Source organism: Lactobacillus sp. UMNPBX4, assembly GCF_002554115.1.
GTDB lineage: Bacteria > Bacillota > Bacilli > Lactobacillales > Lactobacillaceae > Lactobacillus > Lactobacillus gallinarum.
In genome coordinates this window covers 1-23608 of record NZ_PCZF01000017.1, presented here as the reverse complement: position 1 = coordinate 23608, position 23608 = coordinate 1, and the positions used below count along the sequence as shown (strand labels likewise).

The following is a 23608-nucleotide window of genomic DNA, read 5'->3' as shown; positions in this document are numbered from 1 at the left end:
GAACAAAAAGCAAGGAGAAAATCAAAATGAATAAGAATCTTTATATGGACATTAATGTATTGCAAACTGTACCATCATCAAATATCAATAGAGATGACACTGGTTCACCTAAAACAGCTATTTATGGTGGCGTGACTCGGTCAAGAGTTTCTTCACAAAGCTGGAAGAGAGCAATGCGTTTAGCCTTTAAACAAGACTCAGAAAATGAAGAATGGCTTAAGAGCTATAGAACTTTGAAAACAGCTAGTCTTTTGGCGAATAAGTTACAAGAACTAGATTCAAATTTAAGTGAAGAAGATGCTTTAAAGAAAGTTGAAGAAGTCTTTAAAGTAGCTGGAATCAAATTAAAAAAGGACAAGAAAACGGGCGAAATGTTAACTGGAGCACTACTACTAGTAAGTGAAGGGCAACTCGAAAAGATCGCTAAACTTGCTTTGTCTGTTGATCAAATAGATAAAGATACAGCTAAAGAAATTAAGAAAAATTTGATGGAAGATCAATCTCTAGATTTAGCTTTATTTGGAAGAATGGTGGCAGATAATCCAGAATTGAATGTGGATGCTTCTAGTCAAGTGGCTCATGCAATTTCCACTCATGAAGTTACTCCAGAATTTGATTATTACACTGCAGTTGATGATGCAAATGCGAAAAGCCAAACAGGTTCTGCAATGCTTGGTACGATTGAATATAATTCATCTACTTTATACAGATATGCCAATGTTAACATTCTTGATTTATTGCACAATCTTGGTAATAAAGCTTTGACTATTGAAGGAATTAAGCTCTTTATCAAAGAATTTGTTTTGACAATGCCGACTGGTAAGGAAAATACTTTTGCTAATAAAACACTCCCTCAATACGTTATGATTAATGTTCGTACTGATACACCCGTTAACCTAGTATCTGCATTTGAAACACCAGTTAGATCTGAAGGTGGCTACGTTGATAAATCTATCGATCGATTAGAGGATGAATATAAAAATTCCTTAAAATTTGTAGATAAGCCTGTGTTTAATGTCGAATTGACGAATAGTGAGAATATAGTCGACAATCAGGCTGAAAATATTGATGATTTAATTAATCAAACTGCTGAATTCGTAAAACAGGAGTTAGAAAATGAAGACAGCAACGATTAGATTGACTGCGCCACTTCAGTCTTATGGTAATTCTGCATCTTTTAATCAAAGAACTAGTGATAGTTATCCAACCAAAAGCGCTATTGTAGGTATGATTGCAGCTGCATTGGGCTACTCAAGAGAAGATAATGAAAAAATTTTGGAGCTAAATAATTTATTATTTGCTGTTCGAATTGAGCAATCAGGCAAAATGTTGACAGAGTTTCAAACAGTGGAATACAGAAAGAGTGCAAGCAAGACTGCTCGAAAGTTAACGTATCGTGATTTTATTCAAGATGGAGTTTTCATGGTAGCAATTGGCAGCGATGATGATCAATTGATCGAAAACATCAAAGAAGCACTTGAACATCCAAAATTTCAGCTTTATTTAGGAAGACGGTCTAATCCGCCAGCTGGTCCACTTAAAATTGATATTTTTAATGGAAGAAATCCCTTACAAGTACTAGAAGATTTGCCTTGGCAAGCTTCAGATTGGTATAAGAGGAGCTTTAAGACGTCACAATTTCTAACTAGAATAATTGCTGATGCTAGTTTAGATTCTGAAAGTACCCCCTTAATGAAAAAAGATAAAGTGGGCTCTTTTGATCAAAAAGATAGATATTATCAATATCGTCCTATCGTAATCAAAAAAGCAGTTAAACTTAAAAATTCAGAAAATAATCAGACAGCAGATAATACTAATTGGGATTTTTGGTCATTTGTGTAGGAGGGTAGAATGTATATTTCGAGAGTTGAAATTGATACTAACAACCGACAAAAAATTAGGGATTTGTATCATTTAGGTGCATATCATAATTGGGTTGAGAATTGCTTTCCGAATGAATTAAAGAAAAAAGTAAGATTACGCCATTTATGGAGAATTGATGAATTAAATGGTAAAAAGTATTTACTTGTTTTAAGTGAAGAAAAGCCAAAATTAGATAAGCTTGAAAGATATGGTGTTGCCAATACGGCAGAGACGAAAGACTATGATCATTTTTTAAGTAGTTTAAATCAAGGAAAAAAATATCGCTTTAAACTAACGGCTAATCCTTCATATAGAATTACAGATGCAAAAACCGGTAAATCAAAAGTAGTACCGCATATTACTGTTTTGCAGCAAACTAAGTGGTTATTAGATCGATCAGAAAAATATGGTTTTGATTTAGTTAAATCAGAAGATGACGAAGAAACATATGAAATGAATATTACGTCAAGAGATTGGCCACGATTACGCCGCAAGGGCAATAAAATAGTAAAATTAAGTCGTGTTACTTTTGAAGGCTTATTAGAGATTAAGGATTTGCAACAATTTAAGCAGGCAATGGTAACTGGTATAGGGCGTGAAAAAGCTTTTGGGATGGGACTACTCACTGTAATTCCAATGGAATAATATAATGAAAAATAATTATGGTGCTAAGAAACCAGAACGTCAGGAATTAGGACGAGTTTCGGATAGAATAAGTTTTATATATGTAGAACATGCCAGAATAAATAGACAAGATAGTGCAATTCAAGTAGTTGATTACCGTGGAATTATTAATATTCCGGTTGCTTTAGTAAGTGTGCTTTTACTGGGACCAGGAGTTGATGTTACACATCGTGCGATGGAACTAATGGGAGATTCCAGTTTAGCTGTTGTTTGGGTTGGAGAATGTGGTGTACGTCAATATGCACATGGTAGATCGCTGAATCATTCTTCCAGATTATTAGAAGCACAAGCTAAGTTAGTATCTAATCGAAGAAGTAGATTGGCTACAGCTCGACAGATGTATGAGATGCGCTTCCCAAATGAAGATTTTTCTAATTTAACGATGGAAGAATTGCGTGGTAAAGAAGGTTCTCGAGTTAGGCGGATATATCGTGAACAATCTAAATTAACTGGTGTTAGCTGGAATAAGAGAGAATATAAAGTTGATAATTTTGAGGATGGAACTCCTATCAATAAGGCATTGACAGCAGCACACCAGGCTTTGTATGGCTTAAGTTATAGTGTTATCGTAGCTTTAGGTGCTTCACCAGGTTTAGGATTCATTCATACAGGTCATGACTTAGCCTTTGTTTATGATTTTGCAGATCTATACAAGGCTAAGTATTCAATTCCAATTGCTTTTAAAATGACTGCTAAATATGGAAATCAAGATATTGCCACACATACTCGGATTGCAATGAGAGATGAGTTTAAGAAAGGTAAACTATTGGCTAAAATGGTAAAAGATTTGAAAAGTCTTTTATTAAAAGATAGTACTGCCGATATTGAATCTCCTCAAGTAATAATGAGTTTGTGGGATAATCGTGAAGGCCTACAGAAATTTGGCGTTCAGTATCATGAGGCACAGTCATGATTGTGATTACTTTAAGCAAAACTCCACAATCTTTACGTGGAGACCTAACTAAATGGTGTCAAGAAGTTCAAACGGGCGTTTATGTTGGAAACTTTAGTGCACGTATTCGTGATCTTATATGGCAAAGAATCATATCTAATATTGGACAGGGTGAAGCAACGCTAATATATAGTACTAATAATGAATTAGGCTTCGACTTTAAAACTACGCGTCAAGATAAAATGGTGGCTGATTTTGATGGCATACCGCTGATGGTGCATTTAAATAGTCAAAATAAGTTATCTAGCAAAAAGAAATTAGGGTTTAGTAAAGCAGCACAGCATCATAAAGTAAATACTTTTCGATCCCAAGTCCAGGATAAAGCAGATAGTTTAACTTCACTAGCGGTTCTTGATATAGAAACAACAGGACTTAATCTTGAAAAAGATAAGATTATATCAATTGGTGCTATAAAATATCTTGAAAATAATGATTGTGAGAAATTTTATCGATTAATCAAAGTTGATACTGAAGTGCCTGTTAATATAGAAAAAATAACCCAGTTAAATAAGGGAGTATTAGCTAATAAAGGAATCGATATCAAAACTGCTTTGCTAGATTTGAGAAAGTTCTTAGCCGATAGGATTGTTGTTGGTTATAACTTACCATTCGATATTAATTTCTTGAATAGAGATTTCAAAAAGTATTGTCATTATTCGTTATTGAATGAATGTGTTGATTTGCTTTCTGCAGTTAAAAAGAAAAATGTCTTTTTAGATAATTATCATTTGAGTACTGTGCTAGAAAATTACAATATTAAAAATTCAAATCCACATAATTCGTTAGATGATGCTGTGGCCACAATGGAATTATTGAAAAAGCTAATTAAAAATGATAATTATAAGATAAAATAATCATTACAAAGTGAAAAAACGGTGCTAACCTTAATGGCTAGTACCGTTTTAATTATGCCTATTGAAAGTATCTATTATTACTTAGCGTAATCATCAATGCCCAAGTGCTCCAAAATAAGTGCGGCAGTTTCTTCAATGGAGCGGTGAGCAACATTAATTACATAGCAACCTAATTTTTTATAAAGTGCTTGTGCTGATTCAAGCTCCTTGTTGATTGAATCCATATTAGAATAAGTAGTATCAGGATTCAAACCATAAGCGATCATTCTTTGACGTCTGATTTCGTTCAATACAGATGGATCGTTAGTCAAGCCAATAATTTTCTTAGGATCAATTTCATAGATTTCTTTTGGAATGTGAGTTTCAGGAACAAGTGGTAAATTAGCTACCTTTAAGTTCTTATTGGCCAAGAACAAAGATAGTGGAGTCTTAGAAGTTCTTGATACCCCAAGTAAAACAACGTCAGCTTCCAAGAAACCTTTCGGATCTTTACCATCATCATACATTACAGCGAATTCCATTGCAGAAATTCTATCAAAGTACTTTTGATTTAAGCTATGCTGTGCACCAATTTTTTGATCTGGTGTCATATGAGTAGTTTGTTGAATTGCTTCAACTACAGGTGAAAAGATGTCAACACATTCAACATTATGCTCACGGGCAAATTTGATAACTGGCATTTGCATTTCATCTTTAACCAAACTATAGATAATTACCAAGTTTGGATATTTTTCAATTTCTGTTAAAACTTCGTCCAACTTCTTTTGGTTAGTGATAAAGGGGTAACGACGATAGTTGATATTGCAGTTAGGAAATTCTGCAGCTGCAGCTGTGGCGTTACTAAAAGCAGTGTCACCAGCCGCATCAGAAATAATAATAATGTTTAATTCATTTTGGTCTTTTGTTTCTACCATATTAAGCTCCTCGTGTATTATTAAATATCTTTCTGAAAATAATTATACTATTAATGAAAGCGGATTAACAATAAAAACTCAGCTCTTTTATTAAGGTAAAGTAGTCGGTTTATTTAACTTAAAAATTTATCAAAAAGTTTTTGAATTGTATTGACCCTAAAGATTAGTTTGGTATAATTTAAGTAAATGTATGGCGTAACGCCAAGAAATGGAAGGAGGGATCACACATGGCTAAGACAATCGTTCACGAAAACGAGTCTATTGATGATGCTCTTCGTCGTTTCAAGCGTTCCGTTTCAAGAAGTGGTACCTTACAAGAATACCGCAAACGCGAATTCTACGAAAAACCAAGTGTTCGTAGAAAGTTAAAGTCTGAAGCTGCACGCAAGCGTAGACATTATTAATATACTGAAAGCTCACCCGGGAATGGGTGAGTTTTTTTATACTTTCATTTTAGTTATGCGTATAGTTTGTTATAATACTATTGGGTTTTTAATAGAAAGAAGGATGCATATTGAGTTTGTCAGATAAGATCATGACTGATATGAAAACAGCCATGAAAAATCATGATAAGACTACGCTTAATACTGTCCGGATGATTAAATCTGCTTTGATGAATGAAAAAATCAAGTTGGGACATGATTTAACTCCAGATGAAGAATTAACGGTTCTTAATCGTGAGAAAAAGCAAAGAGAAGAATCAATCGAGGAATTTACTAAAGCTAAACGTACTGAATTAGTTGAAGAAACTAAGAAGGAATTAGCTGTAGTGGAAAAGTATATGCCTAAACAAATGAGCAAGGAAGAACTTGAATCTGCTGTTAAGGAAACGATTGATGAAGTTGGTGCCAAAGGTAAGTCTGATTTTGGTAAAGTAATGAAAGCATTGATGCCAAAAATTAAAGGACGTGCCGATGGCAAGGCTGCTTCACAAACAGTTCGTGATCAGCTGAATTAGTAGTAACAAGAAGGAGCGGGTCTTTTTGGCTCAAACAACTTTTATACCTCAAAAGGTAGAAGACATTCAAAAATTAGTTGGAGTTAATGATGGAAATCTAAAGCTTCTTTCAGAGGGTTATGATTTGTCTATTTCGGATACTGGCAATGAGATTGTAATTGTTGGAGATGATGAGGCAAATATTAAAAAGGCTATTGCTGTTTTAAAAGCGTTAGACAATGTTGTGAATACCGGCGTTAACGTTGGTGCGCCCGACACTGTGAGTGCGATGAAGATGGCGGATAAGGGTACAACTGAGTACTTTGCAGATCTGTATAAAAAGGTTTTAATTCGGGATGCTAAAGGTAGACCAATTAGAGTCAAAAATATGGGTCAAAAGCGTTATGTTGAAGCCATTGATAAATCTGATGTTGTTTTTGGAATAGGACCAGCCGGAACAGGTAAAACTTTTTTGGCTGTTGTCTGTGCAATCGCTGCCTTTAAAAAGGGTGAAGTTTCCCGCATAATTTTGACTAGACCAGCTGTAGAAGCTGGCGAGTCATTAGGCTTTTTGCCAGGAGATCTAAAAGAAAAAGTTGATCCTTACTTAAGACCAATTTACGATTCTTTGTACGCTATTCTTGGTACTAATACGACTGACCGCTTGATGGAACGTGGTGTAATTGAGGTTGCCCCACTTGCTTACATGCGTGGACGTACTCTTGATGATGCCTTTGTAATTCTTGATGAAGCCCAAAATACTACAGATGCACAGATGAAGATGTTCTTAACACGTCTTGGATTCAACTCTAAGATGGTCGTAAATGGAGATATGACTCAAGTCGATTTGCCGGGACGACAGCATAGCGGTTTGATCGATGCTAAGCATATTTTAAAGAATATCGACCAAATTAAGTTCATCAACTTCTCTGCAAATGATGTCGTTCGACATCCTGTAGTTGCCAAAATTATTACTGCTTATGAAAAAGAGGACATTAAAAATTAAAAATGGATCCAATTGATGTTACTTATCATGATGAAGTCGGATTTTTAGACGATAAGAATCGCGACTGGCAAGACTGGATTATGAAGTTATTGCTTTTAGCTAAAAAGAAAATTGGCAAAGATAATAACTTAGAAATGAGTATTAACTTTGTCGATGAAGACCGTAGTCATGAGATTAATTTGAAATATCGCGATAAAGATCGTCCAACTGATGTTATTTCTTTTGCAATAGAAGATGGTGAGGATGCAATTGATTTATCAGCTTTTGAAGATGATCCAGATTTTCAAGAAGATATTGGGGACTTGTTTATGTGTCCTAGCGTGATAAAGCGTCATAGTAAGGAATATGGTACAGGATTTGATCGAGAATTTGGCTATACAGTAGTTCATGGATTCTTACATTTAAATGGCTATGATCATATCAAACCTGATGAAGCCAAAGAAATGTTTGGCATTCAAGGAAAGGTATTGGAAGAATATGGGTTGCCATTATATCCTGATCAATTAGATGAAGGCAGAGGTAAATAGATGGAAGAAAAACAATTTAAATCTGGCTTTGTTGCTTTAGTTGGTCGACCAAATGTAGGTAAATCAACTTTAATGAACTATTTAGTAGGTCAAAAAGTAGCAATCACATCAAGTAAGCCACAAACAACGCGTAATCGTATCTCAGGTATTTATACTTCAAATAAAATGCAAGTTGTATTTGTTGACACGCCAGGTATCTTTAAACCTCATTCAAAACTTGACGATTATATGGATAAGGCTAGTTTATCTAGTTTAAATGACGTTGATTTAGTCTTATTCATGGTTGAACCTGAGGAAATTGGTAAAGGTGATCAATATATTGCTAACTTGTTAAAAGAAGTTAAGGTACCAGTATTTTTGGTAATTAACAAGGTTGATCAAATTCATCCTAATAAACTTTTGCCAATTATGGATTCATATCATAAACTTGAGGGTTTTAAAGAAATACTACCAATTTCTGCTACTCAGGGTATTGGTATTGAAGATTTACTTAATACAATTAATAAGTATTTACCAGAGGGCCCACAATATTATGGTGCTGACCAGATCACAGATCGCCCAGAATATTTTGTGGTAGCCGAACTTATTCGTGAACAAATTCTGCGACTAACTTCCCAAGAAGTGCCACATGCTACCGCAGTTGCAGTTGATCAAATGAATAAGCATCAAAATGGCAAGTTACTAATAGAAGCTACTATTTATGTGGAGAAAGATGGTCAAAAAGGCATTATTATCGGTAAAGGTGGTAAAATGCTCAAACAGATCGGTATTAATTCACGTAAAGAAATAGAGCATTTACTTGGTGAAAAAGTAAATCTACGCCTTTGGGTTAAAGTTCAACACAATTGGCGTTCAGATCCAAGCTTTTTGAAACTTATTGGCTACGACAAGAAGGAGCTTAGTTGATGGCACGTGAACTGAAAGAAGTTCAGGGCATCATTTTTAAAAGGCAAAAATATAAAGAAGCAGACTTATTAGCTAAGATCATGACTAAAGAAGATGGCATTATTACATTGATTGTGAAAGGGGCATTGAGACCAAAATCACAATTGAGTGCAGCGACATTGAATTTCTCAATGGGTACATATGTCATTTATACAAACGGTCATGGTTTAAGCAATCTGCGTACATATAAAGAAGTGAAGCAGTTTGACGATTTGTACCGTGACTTGACGAAGAATGCTTACACTTCTTTTATTTTTGACTTAATTGATCACGCTTTTGTCGAATATCAACCTCTTGGTAAATATTATGACTTAGCGGTTTTTGCCCTGAAGAAGATTGATGCTGGTGTAGATAATGAAATGATTACGCAAATCGTACAGATGAAAATGTTAAGTGCTTTTGGAGTTGAGCCCGAATTGCGTCATTGCGTTATTTGTGGCAAGGAAAAAGGTACATTTGATTATTCGATTAAATTAGGCGGAATTATTTGCAGTGATCATTTTGCAGTAGTAAATAGTCGGCTGCATTTAATGCCTAAGCAGACTGCAGTATTGCGCACAATCGGACTTTTACCTATTAATCGGTTGGGCAATATTGAATTAAATGCTGAGACTAAAAAAGCAACTCGTAAAGCAATTGATCGTATCTATAGAGAAACAATCGATTTAAATCTGAAAACTAAAAAATTTTTAGATGAAATAAAGCTGTTTTAAAGTCTGGTTTTAACCTAATTCATGTGTTAAAATAAACACGTATTTGACGATGATGAGGATTTAAAAAAGTACTAATTTAGCGAGTGTCGATAGGTGGAAGGGCACATTAGGAAAAGGCACCTCTAGTCATATTCAATTAAGTGCAGGAAGAATACTTCCTGAATTAGGGTGGAACCGCGATAATATTTCGTCCCTATGCAAAATTTTGCATAGGCTTTTTTTATGGCCTAGCGCAGGAGGAGAATTAAGGAAAATGGCAGATAAGAAATTAAACATTCAAAATATGATCTTTAAGCTGGAACAATTCTGGTCCTCCAAAGGTTGTATGATTATGCCTTCATATGACGTTGAAAAGGGTGCAGGTACTATGAGTCCTTACACTTTTCTTCGTGCAGTTGGTCCAGAACCATGGGCAGCTTGTTATGTAGAGCCTTCTAGAAGACCTGCAGATGGTCGTTATGGTGAAAACCCTAACCGGTTATTCCAACACCACCAATTCCAAGTTGTTATTAAGCCAGCTCCTAAGGATATTCAACAATATTACTTAGACAGTTTGAAGGTTTTAGGTATCGATCCTTTGGAACACGATATTCGTTTCGTAGAAGACAACTGGGCTAATCCATCAATGGGTTGTGCCGGTGTTGGTTGGGAAGTATGGCTTGATGGTATGGAAGTTAGCCAATTTACTTACTTCCAAGTTGTTGGTGAATTAGATGTTAAGCCAACTATGAGTGAAATTACTTATGGTGTTGAAAGACTTGCATCATACATTCAAGACGTTAACAATGTCTTTGACCTTGAATGGGGCGACAGCGTACTTTACCGTGATATCTTTAAGCAACCCGAATATGAACATTCTAAGTATGCTTTTGAAGAATCAGATCAAGAACAACTTCTTAAATTCTTCGATATTTATGAATCAACTGCTAAGCGTTTACTTAGTCAAAATCTTGTACACCCAGCATACGACTATATCTTGAAGTGTTCACATACTTTCAACTTGCTTGATGCTCGTGGCGCTGTTTCAGTAACTGAACGTGCTGGTTACTTATCAAGAATTAGAAACTTGGCTCACGAAGTTGCTGTTAAGTTTGTCGAAGAACGTGAAAAGCGCGGCTTCCCATTACTTAAGAGTGCAGAAGATAAGAAAGCGGGGGTAGAAAATGGCTAAAGATTATTTATTTGAAATTGGTACTGAAGAAATGCCAGCTCACGTTGTTCCACGCAGCGTTAAGCAATTAGCTGACAGAACAAGAAAGTTTTTAAAAGAAAATGGCTTAAAATTCAAAGATATCAAGACTTTTTCAACTCCACGTCGTTTAACTCTTTTGGTAGAAGACTTAGCTGAAAAGCAAGATGATATCGATGAAATTAAAAAAGGTCCTGCAAAGAAGATTGCCCAAGATGCTGACGGTAATTGGACCAAGGCTGCACAAGGTTTTGCTCGCGGTCAAGGTATGACTACTGATGATATTTACTTCGAAGAACTTAAGGGTACTGAATATGCTTACGTTCACGTACAAAAAGAAGGTAAAAAAGCTAGCGATATCTTGCTTGGCATGAGCGATATTATTAAGGCAATGACTTTCCCAACTAAGATGCGTTGGGATTCAAATGATTTTGAATTTGTTCGTCCAATTCACTGGCTTGTATCATTATTTGGTAGCGATGTAATTCCTGTTAAGATTTTGGATATTACTGCAGGTCGTAAGACTCAAGGCCACCGCTTCTTAGGTGATTCTGTTGTCTTAGCTAATGCTGACGACTATGAAGACGCATTGAAGGATCAATACGTAATCGCTAATGCAGAAGAACGTAAAGACATGATTGTTAACCAAATGAACGAATTGGTTAAGAAGAATCATTGGCAAATTAAACCAGATAAAGATTTACTTGAAGAAGTTACTTACCTTGTTGAATATCCAACTGTTTTTGCTGGTTCATTCGATGAAAAGTACTTAAACATTCCTGATGAAGTTTTAATTACTTCAATGAAGGATAACCAAAGATACTTCGAAGTTTACGATGAAAATGGCAAGTTAATTAACCACTTTATCGCTGTTCGTAACGGTAACAAGGATTACCTTGACAACGTTATTTCTGGTAACGAGAAGGTATTGGTTGCTCGTCTAGACGATGCTCAATTCTTCTATGATGAAGACCGTAAGTATCCACTCAGCCACTTTGTTGATCGTCTTAAGAATGTTTCATTCCACGATAAGATTGGTTCAATGGCTGAAAAGATGCAACGTGTTCGCATGATTGGTGATTACCTTGCAAAGCGTTGGAATTTACCTGAAAATGTAGTTACTGATTTTGATCGTGCAAGTGAACTTTACAAGTTTGACTTAGTAACTCAAATGGTAGGTGAATTTGCAGAACTTCAAGGTGTAATGGGGATGCATTATGCTCGTCTTGCTGGCGAAGATGAAGAAGTTTCAGTTGCTATTAAAGAACACTACATGCCAGCTACAGCAGAAGGTCCACTTCCAGAAACTACAGTAGGTTCATTATTATCAGTTGCAGATAAGATTGATACTATCATTACCTTCTTTGGTGCAGGTATGATTCCTACATCATCTAATGACCCATATGCACTTCGTCGTTATGCTTATGGTATTGTTAGAATTTTGCTTAATGAAAAATGGTCACTTCCATTTAATGAAGTATTACCAGAAATCATTAACATGCTTGGTGGTGTAACTCCAGCTAAGCTTCCTAAGGGCGATGCTGAACAAGAAATAGCCGACTTTATTCGTGATCGTGTAAAGCAATACTTACAAAAGAATAAATTTAAGTATGATATTGTTGATGCTGTTCTTGCTTCAAGTCAACAAGATCCAAGTCAAATTTTAGCTGCTGCTAATGTATTGCAACTTCACCATGATGATGAAGAATTTAAGCCAGTGGTAGAAAGTTTGACTAGAATTAACAACATTTTGAAGAAGGCTAAGTTCACTGGCAAGGTTGCTGTTGATGAAAGCTTATTTGTTGATAATAGTGAAAAAGAACTTTATGCTGGTGTTCAAAACTTACAAAATATTGACAGCTTAGCTGATTTGTACCAAGGATTTGTTCATTTACAACCAGTAATTGATCAATACTTCGAAGCTAATATGATTATGGATAAAGATGAAAAAGTTAAGAATAATCGTTTAGCTCAATTGTTTGCTATTAGTGAATTAGCTGATCGTTTAGGCGATTTGAGTAAGTTGGTTATTAAATAATTAGATAGAAAAGGTGTTTCATATGGCTGGACGAATTCCTGAAGATTTTATTGCGGAAGTTCGCAGTAACGTTAATATCGTGGATGTAATCAGCCAATACGTCTCACTTGAAAAGAAAGGCAAAGACTATATCGGTCTTTGCCCTTTTCATCAGGAAAAAACACCATCTTTTACGGTGAACGAGGAAAAACAGTTTTTTAAATGTTTTGGTTGCGGTAAGGGTGGCAATGTCTTTAAGTTTTTAATGTATAAAGACAATCTAACTTTTCCTGAAAGTGTTCAACGAGTTGCTGAATTTGCTCACATTGCAATGCCAGCTGATTATAATGCAAATGGTGGAACAAAATTAAGTCCCATTATGCGTATTAATAAGGACGCGGTAGACTTTTATCATCGTGTGTTGTTAACTACCAAAGCTGGTGAGCGGGGGATGCAATATGCAAAAAAACGTCAATTAGATTCTGATACACTTGAGCATTTTAAAATAGGCTATGCTCCTAAAGAAGATAATGTTTTAATAACTTATCTGAGAGGTAAGGGGTATAAGGATGACGAATTAGCGCAAAGTGGTTTATTTGTACAAACTCAGGACGGTCGATTATTTGATCGTTTCCGCGATCGCCTTATGTTTCCTTTAGAAGATGAAAATGGTCGTTCCATTGGATTTTCTGGACGTCGAATTTCAAATGATAAAACTGAAGCTAAGTATATGAATAGTCCAGAGACTGAAGTTTTTACTAAGTCTAAAGTTTTATTTCATTTTGCGGAAGCCAAAAAAGCGGCTCGTAGTGAAGATCATCTAGTTCTATATGAAGGGTATATGGATGTAATTGCTGCTTATAAAGCTGGAATCAAATCCGGTGTTGCTTCAATGGGGACTAGTTTGACTGATGATCAAGTTTACATGTTGCGTCGTGTAACTCCAAATATTATTGTCAATTATGATGGTGATGATCCGGGGGTTCACGCTGAAGAACGTGCAGCACGAATGTTTAGTAAAGACGGCAATTTTAATTTAGGAATTGTTGTCCTGCCAGAGAAGCTTGATCCAGATGAATATGTAAGAAAATATGGCGCTGAGAAGTATCGAGGAGAAATAAAGGGTGCTTTAACTCCTACAGATTTCTTTCTTAAGAGATTAGCTCAGAAATACAATTTAGATAATGATCGCGAAAAAATTACATATTTAAATGAAGCAGTTAAAGAAATTAGTCAGGTTAAAAACCCAGTTGAACAAGATATGTATCTGGAAAAATTATCTAGATCAGCTGGTGTATCGCTTAATTCTTTAAAAGCTAACTTAGCTCGTGAGCGGCGGAAAAATAATCGTGCTCGCAGTCATACTCGAACTCGTAATCGTGATTATTATGCTCAACAACCAAATGATTTAAATCTTGGTGATCCTGCTACGAGTGTAGACACATTGCCGATTCAGCAAACAGAAGTGCAAAAGCATCCCAGTCAGTCACGTTTGCTTTATTTATTTATTCATTCGGCAAATGCTCAACAGTATTTACAGGAAGGCAAGTTTCATTTTCCTGATCAAGATTATGAAACTTTATCCCAGTTATGGCTAAAATTTGCTGCAACGCATGAGAATCCACAAATTGATAGTTTTTTAGATTTTATTCCTGAGCAACTTCAAGGTATAATAGTAGATGCTGAACTAGCACATATGCCGAAGGATTTTACAATTCAAGAAATTAATGAGCACGTGTTTGCACTTCAAAAGCGCAGCATTTATTCCCAGCTGAATGAGCTTCAAAATCAATTGCAGGATGCTAAGCGCAGAGAAGATGTTCAAAAAACAATAGAAGTTACTCAAAAAATTATTGAGTTGAAGAGAATCTTAGGTTAATTAAGGAGGCTTTTTAGTGGCAGAAAAAGAAACTACACAAAAACTATCTTTAGACAAGATGGTTAAGAAAGTCGTTAAGGACGTTAAAAAAGACAAGATAATCACAGAAAAAGATTTCACTGCTCGTCTGATTAAGCCATATAATTTGCAGGGTAAGGCTGTCGATCAACTAGTACAAGAGTTTGAAGATAACGGTATTAGTATTGTAGATGAGAATGGGGATCCATCACGACTAGCCTTAAAGAAACAAAAAGATGTTGAAAAGGCTGAATTAAAAGATATGTCTGCACCATCCAGCGTTCGAATGAACGATCCAGTGCGGATGTACCTGAAAGAAATTGGACGTGTACCTCTTCTTACTGCTGATCAAGAAATTGCACTTGCCAAAAGAATTGAAGAAGGGGACGAAGAAGCAAAGCAAGAATTGGCTGAAGCTAACCTTCGTTTGGTAGTTTCTATTGCTAAGCGTTATGTGGGACGTGGAATGTCATTTCTTGATTTGATTCAAGAAGGTAACATGGGGCTAATGAAAGCCGTAGATAAGTTTGATTATCGTCTTGGATTTAAGTTCTCTACTTATGCTACTTGGTGGATTAGACAAGCTATTACTCGTGCTATTGCAGATCAGGCTCGTACAATCAGAATTCCTGTCCACATGGTTGAAACGATCAACAAGTTGATTAGAATTCAACGTCAATTGTTACAAGACTTAGGTCGTGAACCAACTCCAGAAGAAATTGGTGCTGAAATGAATATGTCAACCAATAAGGTTCGTGATATTCTTAAAATTGCACAAGAGCCAGTTTCTCTTGAAACTCCTATTGGTGAAGAGGATGATTCACACTTAGGTGACTTCATTGAGGATAAGGATGCAACTAGTCCAGAACAACATGCTTCTTATGAGATGCTTAAGGAACAACTTGAACAAGTACTTGAAACTTTGACTGACCGTGAAGAAAATGTTTTACGTTTGCGTTTTGGTCTTGATGATGGCCGTACTCGTACTTTGGAAGAAGTAGGTAAGGTATTTGGCGTAACTCGTGAACGTATTCGTCAGATTGAAGCTAAGGCTTTAAGAAAGCTTCGTCACCCAAGTCGTTCAAATCAATTGCGTGACTTTATGGATTAATTATCTAGATCTATAAAAAAGACGTTAAGCATTTGCTTAACGTCTTTTTTTGATTTGCTTTATTGTTTGCTGACTTTTCCTTTAGCGATATCATCTTCAATGATCTTCATTGGGTTGAGCCAAGTACCATTGTCTTTCCAATAGTAGCGACATGGTACACCATGTTTATCAATGTATTTCTTGTCTGTCTTAGTTATTCCTAAGTGGATGTGAGAACCGGTTAAGCGACCGATCTTTTGGCCTAACTTAATCTTTTGGCCCTTCTTTACGTAAATATCTGTGATGCTGAGAAAACCTTCTTGATAGATTTCTACATAGCCATCATCAGAAATCACCCAAACATATAAGCCAAGGCCTGGAGCATACTTAACTTTATGAACTGTCCCAGCATGCACAGCATAAACAGTGGAGTGTCCTACTTCGCTGAAGCCGAAGTCGTAACCATCGTGGAAGTAACTCTTAGTAGGGTAGTAACGTCTAATTATGTCAGTTTCACCGAATTTTTGGCCTGATTTAAATTTTATTTTCTTTTCGTAAAGGCGTTTAAAAGGATAACCCCAGGTAACCTTATGAACTACTTTTTTCTTCTTTTTAGGCTTTTTCTTTTTTACGACTTGAGTCTGAGGTCTATTGGCATTTAAATCAAAGTGCCAAAGCGGTACCGAAGCAAAAATAATAATTGCAATTAATGCAATAAAAAGCGATACTTTGCTTTCTGTTTTTTTCATCTAAAAAAGTTCATCTCGTTTTCCATCAAGCATATGTTCACTAACATTGGGATCAAAGAACACTGGTAAATCATGATCAAAATTATAAGCTAGTTTATGTTGCTGCAGCTCTTCTTTAGTCATCCAGGTTAAAGTTCCTTCATCTGATGCCTTGACTGTCCCCGTAAATTTATCGGCAGTATAGAAGAAAACTAAATAACGCTCATGATTGTGATCATAAAACTGTTTTACTCCAACAAGTCGTGGATGAGAAATTGTTAGTCCTGTCTCTTCTTTAATTTCTCGAATAACTGAATCACAAAAAGACTCATGTGGTTCGATATGACCACCAGGAAAGGTAAGACCTGGCCAAACTGGATCGTTACGATCTAAAACCAAAATCTTATTTTTGTTTTTGATCATACACATGTTAGTTAAAGTTACTGTTTCAGTTCTTTTCAATGCAAAAACCCACTTTCTCTGTACGATTATAGCAAAACATGACTAAAAACAATTACTAAATATGCTAAAATTTGATTAAACATACTCTTTATGGAGGATTAAATGAACTTAAGATTAAATACGCTGGCAAAAATGGTTGATCCTGACAGCAAAGTTGCAGACATTGGAACCGACCATGCTTATTTGCCAATTGAATTAGTTAAATCAGGAAAAATAAAATTTGCCATTGCAAGTGATGTAGCTGAAGGTCCGCTTGAAAATGCTAAAAGTGATATTGCAGAGGCAGGTTTAAGTAACCAAATTGAAACGCGTTTAGGCAATGGCTTGGAGACTATTACTCATCAAGATCAAGTAGATACTGTTGTTATTGCTGGTATGGGCGGTAAATTAATGGTAGATATCTTGGATACAGCTTGGAGTAAAGATTTTCAATTTAAGAATTTAGTGCTTGAGCCTAATATCGGTGAAGCAGGCGTACGTAATTGGTTAATGATGCATAATTATCAAATTGTAGCTGAAAAGTTAATTGCGGAAGCAGGCCACACTTATGAATTAATTAAGGCAAGATTAACTTCAGACAAGCATGATTTAACTGAAAAAGAGATTTTCTTTGGCCCATTTATCATGCGTGAAAAAAATCCAGTCTTTTATCAAAAGTGGCAAGGGCAATTGCAATATTATGAAAAATTGCTGCAAAATTTGAATAAAGCACGCAAGAAAGATGAAGACCGTATTAATGAAGTTGAACATAATATTCAACTGATTAAGGAGGAATTAAGCGATGACTAAAGTTAAAGATATAGTAGAACGCTTGAGACAAGATTTCCCAGAAGACATTGCTTCTAAGGGCGATCCTGTTGGCATGCAAATTGGTTCAATGGATGCTGATGTTACTAAAGTAATGACTACTTTAGATGTACGTCCGCAAGTAGTTGAAGAAGCTGTCAAAAAAGGCATTAATTTTATTGTTAGTCATCACCCAGTAATGTTTAGACCAGCTCGCAATTTGAACTTTGCCAATGCGCAAAATGCAATGTATGGCGAGATTATCAAAAATGGAATTACTGTTTATTCAATTCATACCAATTCTGATAAAGCTCAAAATGGTTCTGCCGATTGGCAGGCTGAAGAATTAGGATTAAAAGATGTAGAGCCATTTTGTTTAGATGATGATGGCATTGCAATGGGACGTAAAGGTAAGTTGCCTAAAACAATGTCAGCTTATGATTTTGCCTATTATGTTAAAGATAAAATGAACATTAAGATGGCTAGACTGATTACTGCAGATAATGAAAAACAAATTTCTACTGTTGGTTTTATTTGCGGTGATGGTGGTAAATATTGGACTAGCGCTTTAGATGATAATCTAGATGCCTTTATTACTGGTGACGTTTACTATCACGTAGGTCATGATATGATTTCATCAGGCTTAACAGTTGTTGACCCTGGTCATTATACTGAAAAATTGTTTAAATATAAGGTATATGATCGTCTCAAGAAATGGAACGAAGAAAATAATTGGAATGTTGGTGTTGAATTTTCGGAAGTTTCAACCAATCCATTTCAAGATTTATTTTAGGTAGAAAGAGGACAGAGTAAATGGAATACCCAAACTTATTGGCAAGATTTTTAAAGTATGTAAAAGTAAATTCACGTTCAGATGAACATTCTGACCGTTTTCCTTCAACTGAAAGAGAAGAAAACTTCCAAAAGAACGTCATTATGAAGGATCTTGAAGACTTAGGTTTAAGTGACATTCATTACAACCAAAAAGCAGGTAGTGTAATTGCTGAAATTCCTTCAAACGTTGACTATGATGTTCCGGTAATGGGCTTTTTAGCACATAGTGATACAGCTGACTTTAATTCAGAAAATGTTAAGCCACAAATTCATGAAAATTATGATGGTAAAAGCAAGATTCAATTAGGTGACTCAGATTTTTATCTTGATCCCAAGGTCTTCCCACACTTGAAGAATTACAAGGGTCAAACTATTATTACTGCCTCAGGCGATACCTTGCTTGGTGGGGACGACAAGTGTGGTGTTTCTGAATTAATGACTTTTGCGGAATACTTAATGAATCATCCAGAAGTTAAGCACGGTAAAATTCGTTTGGCATTTACTCCTGATGAAGAAATTGGTACCGGTGCAGAACATTTTGACGTAAAAGATTTCGGAGCCGATTTTGCCTTTACTGTTGATGGTGAAGCACCTGGTAAGCTTGACTGGGGAACTTTCTCAGCAGCACAATTTAGCCTTGATATTCAAGGTGTGAATGTTCACCCAGCTGTTGCTAAAGGTCAAATGATTAATGCAATTCAAGTAGGTATTGATTTCCATAATCAATTGCCAGAACATGATCGTCCAGAGCACACTGATGGTCGTGAAGGCTTCTTCCACTTGATGAATTTTGATGGAACCGTTGATAATGCTCATCTTGATTATATTATTCGTGACTTTGAACGTGATGGCCTTGAAGAACGTAAGCATTTAGTTAAATCAATCGTTGACAAGATGAATGCTGAATTTGGTACTGAACGAATCAAGTTAAAGATGTGGGATCAATACTACAACATGGCTGATGAATTAAAGAAGCACATGAATATCGTTGATTTAGCTAGGGATGCATACAAGGCAGAAGGCTTAGAAGTTAATGAAGATCCAGTTCGTGGTGGTACAGACGGCTCTCAATTAACTTACATGGGTTTGCCATGTCCTAATATTTTTGCCGGTGAAGAAAACATGCATGGCCGCTACGAATATACTGTGCTTGAATCAATGTATAAAGCGGTCGATGTCATGATTAAGATGGCAGAATTAAATGCGGAAAGAGCTAAGTAGTGAAACTATTTTAGTCATAATCATTTAAAATATATACTTTTAAACAACATGAAATCATTGATAAACCAATGAATTATTTTGAACTTTATCTTATAAAAATAATTCACTGCTATTATTAAAAGCTTATACATCCTTTATTAATAGGATGTGTAAGCTTTTTTTATTATTTTTCTAAATTGTGAAACAAATTTAATACTTGCATAAAGGCAAAAAGATAGTTATATTATTAGTGTAATAGATATGTAATACAGCTAAAAACAGAAGGTGAGTAAATGGAATTTAAAGATAATATTCCCATTTATCTTCAAATTGAACAATATTTATATCGTCAAATTGCTTTGGGAAAGATGAAAGCAGGAGAGAAAATCCCATCTGTAAGAAAGTTAGCACTTGAATTGACAGTTAACGTTAATACAGTTCAACGTGCTTTGCAACAGATGAACGATCAGGGCATTCTTTACACTAAGAGAGGCGAAGGTAATTTTGTTACTGAAGATATAGAATTATTAGCCAAAACTAAGCAAACATTGATTGATAATCAATTAGATGAGTTTGTTCAGAATATGGCTAAGTTAGGTGTTGAAAGAGATAGTTTAGTGACAGTTTTGGAAAAGTATTTAAAGGAAAGTGAGGAGTAAAATGTCAGATTTATTACAGGTCAAAGATTTATCTTATAAAAAGAATCAGAAGATGATTTTAAAAGATGTAAATTTAAATCTATCTTCAGGTAAAATCGTTGCTTTATTAGGTGAAAATGGTGCTGGTAAGACGACTCTGATGCGAATTATTGCCGGCGTCGCAAAGAATTATCGCGGTGAAGTCAATCTTGAAGGTTCAACTAAAGAAGCCGAGAGAAAGGCTAAATTGTCCTTTACTGATGGCTTAACTGGTTTCAGTGACTCCACTAAGATTAAGGACGTGGTTAAGTTTTATGCCATCATTTTTCAAGATTTTGATGAAAATGAATTTACTGAATTACGTAAGTTCATGAAGCTTGATCCAGAAATGAAACTCAGTCAATTATCACGTGGTATGAGAGAAAAGTTGATTATTGCATTGACCTTTGCACGCAAAGCTGATTTGTACTTACTTGATGAACCTTTTGGTGGAATTGATGCGATGGCACGTAAGAAGATCATCAACTCTATTATTCTTTGGAAAGAAGAAAAGGCCACAATTTTAATTTCAGATCACTTTGTCAACGAAATTTCATCATTGCTTGATGAAGTAGTTGTTGTAAAAGATCATACAGTTCTAGAACATAAATCAGCTGATGATATCCGTCAAAATCATAAGAGCATTGAACAATACTATGAAAGTTTTTATGCAGATGAGGATGATGAATAATGACTAGTTTCAATACTTTGTTCAACAGGATGTTTCAAGAAAAAAGTAGGGCAGTTTATCTAATTTATTTGATTCAAGCATTTTCAAGTTTGTGCTTTTCGCTTTGGATGATTTTTTCCATGAGAGGCGAACCCAATGTCATGATGATTAATGGTCATCGTGAGGTAACTAACCATTTGATTGCTTACTTATTGATCTTTGGTGTCATGATGTTTATCACATCATTTTTTGCAAACTTTGTCTACTGGATTATTTCATCCGTTAAGAATGAAAAGATTAACCGTAGTCAAACTTGGCGACTGATTCCTATTAATGATACTGAATTTTTGCTAAGTAATTTTGGGACTGCTTTTATTTCTTATCTGTGGTTAATCATCTTGGAAGGAATTACCGTAGCAGTTACTTGTTTACCTGTCTTAACGGTGAATGAAGTTAGAAAGAATTTGTCTGGTTTCTTTGAGGAAAGTCACCGCTTAGCTGTACAAGACTGGTGGAGTCTGCTTGGAGCTTTAGTTTTAGTAATATTACTCGGTTATGCTTGGTATGCCATTGTTAGCCTTATTAACTTAAGCAGCCGCAGTATTATGGACTTTTTGCCTAACGGTTCTAGCAAATTTATTATGTTTATCGTTAGAGTAGTAATTATTATTGCGATTATTTGGTTATTAAGTAAAGCAACTACAGTTGTTTTTGGTGCAATTAGTAATTTTATTCCATTCTTAGCTGATGGTAATAATGATTTGCAAATGAGTGGTACATTAGTAGCATTTTTACTCTTTGATGTGGTAGTAACCTTGATTGATATTTTGCTCTTGAACAAATTTGTCGAAGCAAAGCAAAATTAAGGAGGTACTTATGACTAGTTTTTCAGCCTTATTTAGGCAAATGTTTGTCCAGAAACGACGCTATGCTCATCTAGTATTATTGGTACAAACCTTTGCAGTGATTTTTATTTTTTTAATGGATCTGATCACTAGCAACAATTTTGCTAAAGGCTATTTGGTGTTTGGTCAAGGTTCACATCCTAGGTTTTGGGATGTTATTTTGGCCTTAGGAATAATGACTACTGCTATTGGTGATGTTGTTTTTCTTGGCTTACTTTGCTGGCAAAATGAAAAGATTAATTTGAGTCAGACTTGGCAGTTGATACCAGTATCAAGTATTAAGCTTTGGTGGATCAATATTTTTACCAGTTTGGTTGAATGCGCATATATCTTTGTCATTCAAGTTGTGCTGGGGATCATTGTCTTTGTAATTGATTGCCTTAGCTATGGCTATAATATAGTCAAAATTTTCAATCAAACCTCCGGCTTCAATTCATGGTCTGATTATGCAGGCTTTTTTGAATTGATCTTTTGGCTAATTGGATTGGTTTTAATCATCTTTTGTTTTGTTAGTTTTGCCAATTTTTTGACCAGAACTATTACAGATCAATTACTTGGTAAGAACTCAACTGTGATCAAGATTTTTGTTATGGCAATCTTGGTAATCGTAGGTGTCACCATTGCCTTTAGAATTAATGATCAAATAACTACGATGTATATCAATCATATGATGAAAAATCGAGCATACAGTGGTGATACATTCCCAATGATTACTATTGAATACTTTGTTGGTTCACTAATTTTAGGGATAGTTAACTCTTACTTAGTACAAAAATTCGTTGAACCCAAGATAAGATAGGAAAGTGAGAAACTTGACTAGTTTTTGGAATTTATTTAAACAGATGTGGTCACAAAAACAGCGTTATATTTATTTGCTGTTTGTAGTTAACATTTTTACAGTCATTTTTATGACCGTATTGAGAATAACCATGCCCAGTAACTTTTCAGTTAATTCAGGTTTAACAGGATACTGGGAAGATACTTACATGTGGCTGACCATCTATTTTGACATTGCCTTTTGTGCAGCGACCTGCTGGCAAAATGAAAAGATTAACTTGAGTCAGAGCTGGCATTTAGTAGCTGCTGATGAAAGAAAGACTTATCTAGCCAATGTGTCTACAAGCATGGTTGCCTGTGCTTTGTTCTTTTTCTTGCAACAAATTATTAATGGGATCTTGTTGCTGCCAGGTTACGGATTAAACAGTTTTATTCAAGTCTATCGAGATTTTCAGCTTTGGCCAGCACACTATGATTTAATGAGAGATGTTTTATTACATTGGCTCTTTATCATTATGATCATTTTACTTATTTATCTTTTTGTTAGTTTTGCTAACTTTGCTTCAAGGATGATCACAGATTTTCTTCCATTTAAAAGCACGTTGTGGATTAGATTACTAGTAATCGCAATCTTAGTAGTTGTTGCTGTGTATTCAGGTTTAATTATTTTCTCTCATTTAGAAACTTTGATCGATATTAAGCGCATGTCGCCTCACGCTAATATAATTTGGCAGTATGATCCAATGTGGTTGGACACATTGATTTTATTTATTGTTAATCTTATATTTGACAGTATTGATCTCTGGTTTGTTCATAGCTTTGTGGAACCTAAAATCGCAAATTATTAAAAAAGCAGTCATCATTAAGATGGCTGTTTTTCTTGTTATAATGATTTTGAGGTAAAGTTATGAAAGAAGAATCATTATCGCCGATTGTAAAATCAAGTTGAACACTTTATAAAAATAAAAGTCCATCTGGACC

At 35.2% G+C, this 23608-nt stretch carries 26 protein-coding genes; 23 read left to right on the top strand and 3 right to left on the bottom strand.

Annotation, left to right across the window (positions count from 1 at the left end):
• Positions 1–26: 26 nt before the first annotated feature.
• The 5 genes from cas7e to cas2e are packed head-to-tail and all read left to right on the top strand — an operon-like array spanning position 27 to position 4353.
• The gene (gene cas7e / locus CP355_RS04775; protein ID WP_013086436.1) at positions 27–1136 is read left to right on the top strand and encodes a type I-E CRISPR-associated protein Cas7/Cse4/CasC; all 1110 of its coding nucleotides are present in this window, start codon (positions 27–29) and stop codon (positions 1134–1136) included.
• Entirely contained in the window at positions 1117–1842 is a 726-nt protein-coding gene (cas5e, locus tag CP355_RS04770) for a type I-E CRISPR-associated protein Cas5/CasD (RefSeq protein WP_098036101.1), read from the top strand. Before cas7e ends, cas5e begins: the two co-directional genes overlap by 20 nt.
• A 9-nt stretch (positions 1843–1851) precedes the next feature.
• Positions 1852–2508, top strand: coding sequence for a type I-E CRISPR-associated protein Cas6/Cse3/CasE (gene cas6e / locus CP355_RS04765; RefSeq protein ID WP_013086434.1), 657 nt, complete (start codon positions 1852–1854; stop codon positions 2506–2508).
• A 4-nt stretch (positions 2509–2512) separates the two neighbouring features.
• On the top strand, positions 2513–3460 hold the full coding sequence (cas1e, locus tag CP355_RS04760; RefSeq protein WP_089143286.1) for a type I-E CRISPR-associated endonuclease Cas1e: 948 nt from the start codon (positions 2513–2515) through the stop codon (positions 3458–3460).
• Positions 3457–4353, top strand: a complete 897-nt coding sequence (gene cas2e / locus CP355_RS04755) for a type I-E CRISPR-associated endoribonuclease Cas2e (protein ID WP_089143287.1) — start codon at positions 3457–3459, stop codon at positions 4351–4353. The genes cas1e and cas2e overlap by 4 nt, the downstream gene beginning before the upstream one ends.
• 77 nt (positions 4354–4430) lie before the next feature.
• On the opposite strand, the gene CP355_RS04750 is transcribed toward cas2e, so the two are convergent.
• Positions 4431–5267 carry a pyruvate, water dikinase regulatory protein gene (locus tag CP355_RS04750; RefSeq protein ID WP_005719759.1) on the bottom strand — a complete coding sequence of 279 codons (837 nt, stop codon included), beginning with the start codon at positions 5265–5267 and terminating at the stop codon, positions 4431–4433.
• A gap of 227 nt (positions 5268–5494) precedes the next feature.
• Here CP355_RS04750 and rpsU point away from each other — a divergent pair, with 227 nt between their 5' ends.
• The 10 genes from rpsU (at position 5495) to rpoD (ending at position 15609) form a co-directional block, all read left to right on the top strand.
• The gene (gene rpsU / locus CP355_RS04745) at positions 5495–5671 is read left to right on the top strand and encodes a 30S ribosomal protein S21 (RefSeq protein WP_002880182.1); all 177 of its coding nucleotides are present in this window, start codon (positions 5495–5497) and stop codon (positions 5669–5671) included.
• 110 nt (positions 5672–5781) lie between these two features.
• Positions 5782–6225 (top strand): GatB/YqeY domain-containing protein, encoded by a 444-nt coding sequence (locus tag CP355_RS04740; RefSeq protein ID WP_087235510.1) that lies wholly within the window; start codon positions 5782–5784, stop codon positions 6223–6225.
• Positions 6226–6250: 25 nt separating this feature from the next.
• A complete protein-coding gene (locus tag CP355_RS04735; protein ID WP_087176056.1) occupies positions 6251–7210 on the top strand; it encodes a PhoH family protein in 960 nt (319 codons plus the stop codon).
• A 2-nt stretch (positions 7211–7212) separates the two neighbouring features.
• The gene (gene ybeY, locus CP355_RS04730) at positions 7213–7737 is read left to right on the top strand and encodes an rRNA maturation RNase YbeY (protein ID WP_087176057.1); all 525 of its coding nucleotides are present in this window, start codon (positions 7213–7215) and stop codon (positions 7735–7737) included.
• Positions 7738–8643 carry a GTPase Era gene (era, locus tag CP355_RS04725; RefSeq protein WP_025005643.1) on the top strand — a complete coding sequence of 302 codons (906 nt, stop codon included), beginning with the start codon at positions 7738–7740 and terminating at the stop codon, positions 8641–8643.
• Positions 8643–9395, top strand: a complete 753-nt coding sequence (gene recO, locus CP355_RS04720; protein ID WP_098044000.1) for a DNA repair protein RecO — start codon at positions 8643–8645, stop codon at positions 9393–9395. Before era ends, recO begins: the two co-directional genes overlap by 1 nt.
• A gap of 253 nt (positions 9396–9648) precedes the next feature.
• Entirely contained in the window at positions 9649–10566 is a 918-nt protein-coding gene (gene glyQ / locus CP355_RS04715) for a glycine--tRNA ligase subunit alpha (protein WP_087176058.1), read from the top strand.
• Positions 10559–12622, top strand: coding sequence for a glycine--tRNA ligase subunit beta (gene glyS / locus CP355_RS04710; RefSeq protein ID WP_098043999.1), 2064 nt, complete (start codon positions 10559–10561; stop codon positions 12620–12622). The genes glyQ and glyS overlap by 8 nt, the downstream gene beginning before the upstream one ends.
• A gap of 22 nt (positions 12623–12644) precedes the next feature.
• A complete protein-coding gene (gene dnaG, locus CP355_RS04705; protein ID WP_098043998.1) occupies positions 12645–14480 on the top strand; it encodes a DNA primase in 1836 nt (611 codons plus the stop codon).
• A 16-nt stretch (positions 14481–14496) separates the two neighbouring features.
• Complete coding sequence (gene rpoD, locus CP355_RS04700; protein WP_056945521.1) at positions 14497–15609, top strand: RNA polymerase sigma factor RpoD; 1113 nt, start codon at positions 14497–14499, stop codon at positions 15607–15609.
• 59 nt (positions 15610–15668) lie between these two features.
• Here the strand turns inward: rpoD and CP355_RS04695 are convergent, their stop codons facing one another.
• Entirely contained in the window at positions 15669–16337 is a 669-nt protein-coding gene (locus tag CP355_RS04695; RefSeq protein ID WP_025005647.1) for a M23 family metallopeptidase, read from the bottom strand.
• Entirely contained in the window at positions 16338–16778 is a 441-nt protein-coding gene (locus tag CP355_RS04690) for an 8-oxo-dGTP diphosphatase (protein WP_098043997.1), read from the bottom strand.
• Positions 16779–16880: 102 nt separating this feature from the next.
• Between CP355_RS04690 and CP355_RS04685 the strand changes: the two genes are divergently transcribed.
• The 8 genes from CP355_RS04685 to CP355_RS04650 all read left to right on the top strand — a co-directional run bounded on the left by CP355_RS04685 (position 16881) and on the right by CP355_RS04650 (position 23475).
• Positions 16881–17567 carry a class I SAM-dependent methyltransferase gene (locus CP355_RS04685; RefSeq protein ID WP_098043996.1) on the top strand — a complete coding sequence of 229 codons (687 nt, stop codon included), beginning with the start codon at positions 16881–16883 and terminating at the stop codon, positions 17565–17567.
• On the top strand, positions 17560–18357 hold the full coding sequence (locus tag CP355_RS04680) for a Nif3-like dinuclear metal center hexameric protein (protein WP_098036331.1): 798 nt from the start codon (positions 17560–17562) through the stop codon (positions 18355–18357). Before CP355_RS04685 ends, CP355_RS04680 begins: the two co-directional genes overlap by 8 nt.
• 20 nt (positions 18358–18377) lie before the next feature.
• Positions 18378–19619: a peptidase T gene (pepT, locus tag CP355_RS04675; RefSeq protein ID WP_098043995.1), complete on the top strand. Its 1242-nt coding sequence runs from the start codon at positions 18378–18380 to the stop codon at positions 19617–19619.
• Between the two features lie 272 nt (positions 19620–19891).
• A complete protein-coding gene (locus CP355_RS04670; protein WP_025005650.1) occupies positions 19892–20257 on the top strand; it encodes a GntR family transcriptional regulator in 366 nt (121 codons plus the stop codon).
• Between the two features lies 1 nt (position 20258).
• Positions 20259–20966, top strand: a complete 708-nt coding sequence (locus tag CP355_RS04665; protein WP_098043994.1) for an ATP-binding cassette domain-containing protein — start codon at positions 20259–20261, stop codon at positions 20964–20966.
• Entirely contained in the window at positions 20966–21811 is an 846-nt protein-coding gene (locus CP355_RS04660) for a hypothetical protein (protein WP_025005652.1), read from the top strand. Before CP355_RS04665 ends, CP355_RS04660 begins: the two co-directional genes overlap by 1 nt.
• Positions 21812–21821: 10 nt before the next feature.
• Positions 21822–22649, top strand: a complete 828-nt coding sequence (locus CP355_RS04655; protein ID WP_087176067.1) for an ABC transporter permease — start codon at positions 21822–21824, stop codon at positions 22647–22649.
• Between the two features lie 13 nt (positions 22650–22662).
• A complete protein-coding gene (locus CP355_RS04650) occupies positions 22663–23475 on the top strand; it encodes a hypothetical protein (RefSeq protein WP_233185788.1) in 813 nt (270 codons plus the stop codon).
• Positions 23476–23608: the final 133 nt, after the last annotated feature.

Bases quoted from the DNA above. Each gene is read 5' to 3' on its own strand.
- glyS (WP_098043999.1), top strand. From the start codon at position 10,559: ATGGCTAAAGATTATTTATTTGAAATTGGTACTGAAGAAATGCCAGCT.
- ybeY (WP_087176057.1), top strand. From the start codon at position 7,213: ATGGATCCAATTGATGTTACTTATCATGATGAAGTCGGATTTTTAGAC.
- CP355_RS04750 (WP_005719759.1), bottom strand. From the start codon at position 5,267: ATGGTAGAAACAAAAGACCAAAATGAATTAAACATTATTATTATTTCT.
- cas7e (WP_013086436.1), top strand. From the start codon at position 27: ATGAATAAGAATCTTTATATGGACATTAATGTATTGCAAACTGTACCA.
- cas5e (WP_098036101.1), top strand. From the start codon at position 1,117: ATGAAGACAGCAACGATTAGATTGACTGCGCCACTTCAGTCTTATGGT.
- CP355_RS04695 (WP_025005647.1), bottom strand. From the start codon at position 16,337: ATGAAAAAAACAGAAAGCAAAGTATCGCTTTTTATTGCATTAATTGCA.
- dnaG (WP_098043998.1), top strand. From the start codon at position 12,645: ATGGCTGGACGAATTCCTGAAGATTTTATTGCGGAAGTTCGCAGTAAC.
- CP355_RS04665 (WP_098043994.1), top strand. From the start codon at position 20,259: ATGTCAGATTTATTACAGGTCAAAGATTTATCTTATAAAAAGAATCAG.
- CP355_RS04660 (WP_025005652.1), top strand. From the start codon at position 20,966: ATGACTAGTTTCAATACTTTGTTCAACAGGATGTTTCAAGAAAAAAGT.
- recO (WP_098044000.1), top strand. From the start codon at position 8,643: ATGGCACGTGAACTGAAAGAAGTTCAGGGCATCATTTTTAAAAGGCAA.
- glyQ (WP_087176058.1), top strand. From the start codon at position 9,649: ATGGCAGATAAGAAATTAAACATTCAAAATATGATCTTTAAGCTGGAA.
- CP355_RS04655 (WP_087176067.1), top strand. From the start codon at position 21,822: ATGACTAGTTTTTCAGCCTTATTTAGGCAAATGTTTGTCCAGAAACGA.
- CP355_RS04680 (WP_098036331.1), top strand. From the start codon at position 17,560: ATGACTAAAGTTAAAGATATAGTAGAACGCTTGAGACAAGATTTCCCA.
- cas6e (WP_013086434.1), top strand. From the start codon at position 1,852: ATGTATATTTCGAGAGTTGAAATTGATACTAACAACCGACAAAAAATT.
- CP355_RS04685 (WP_098043996.1), top strand. From the start codon at position 16,881: ATGAACTTAAGATTAAATACGCTGGCAAAAATGGTTGATCCTGACAGC.
- CP355_RS04670 (WP_025005650.1), top strand. From the start codon at position 19,892: ATGGAATTTAAAGATAATATTCCCATTTATCTTCAAATTGAACAATAT.
- cas1e (WP_089143286.1), top strand. From the start codon at position 2,513: ATGAAAAATAATTATGGTGCTAAGAAACCAGAACGTCAGGAATTAGGA.
- era (WP_025005643.1), top strand. From the start codon at position 7,738: ATGGAAGAAAAACAATTTAAATCTGGCTTTGTTGCTTTAGTTGGTCGA.
- cas2e (WP_089143287.1), top strand. From the start codon at position 3,457: ATGATTGTGATTACTTTAAGCAAAACTCCACAATCTTTACGTGGAGAC.
- pepT (WP_098043995.1), top strand. From the start codon at position 18,378: ATGGAATACCCAAACTTATTGGCAAGATTTTTAAAGTATGTAAAAGTA.
- rpsU (WP_002880182.1), top strand. From the start codon at position 5,495: ATGGCTAAGACAATCGTTCACGAAAACGAGTCTATTGATGATGCTCTT.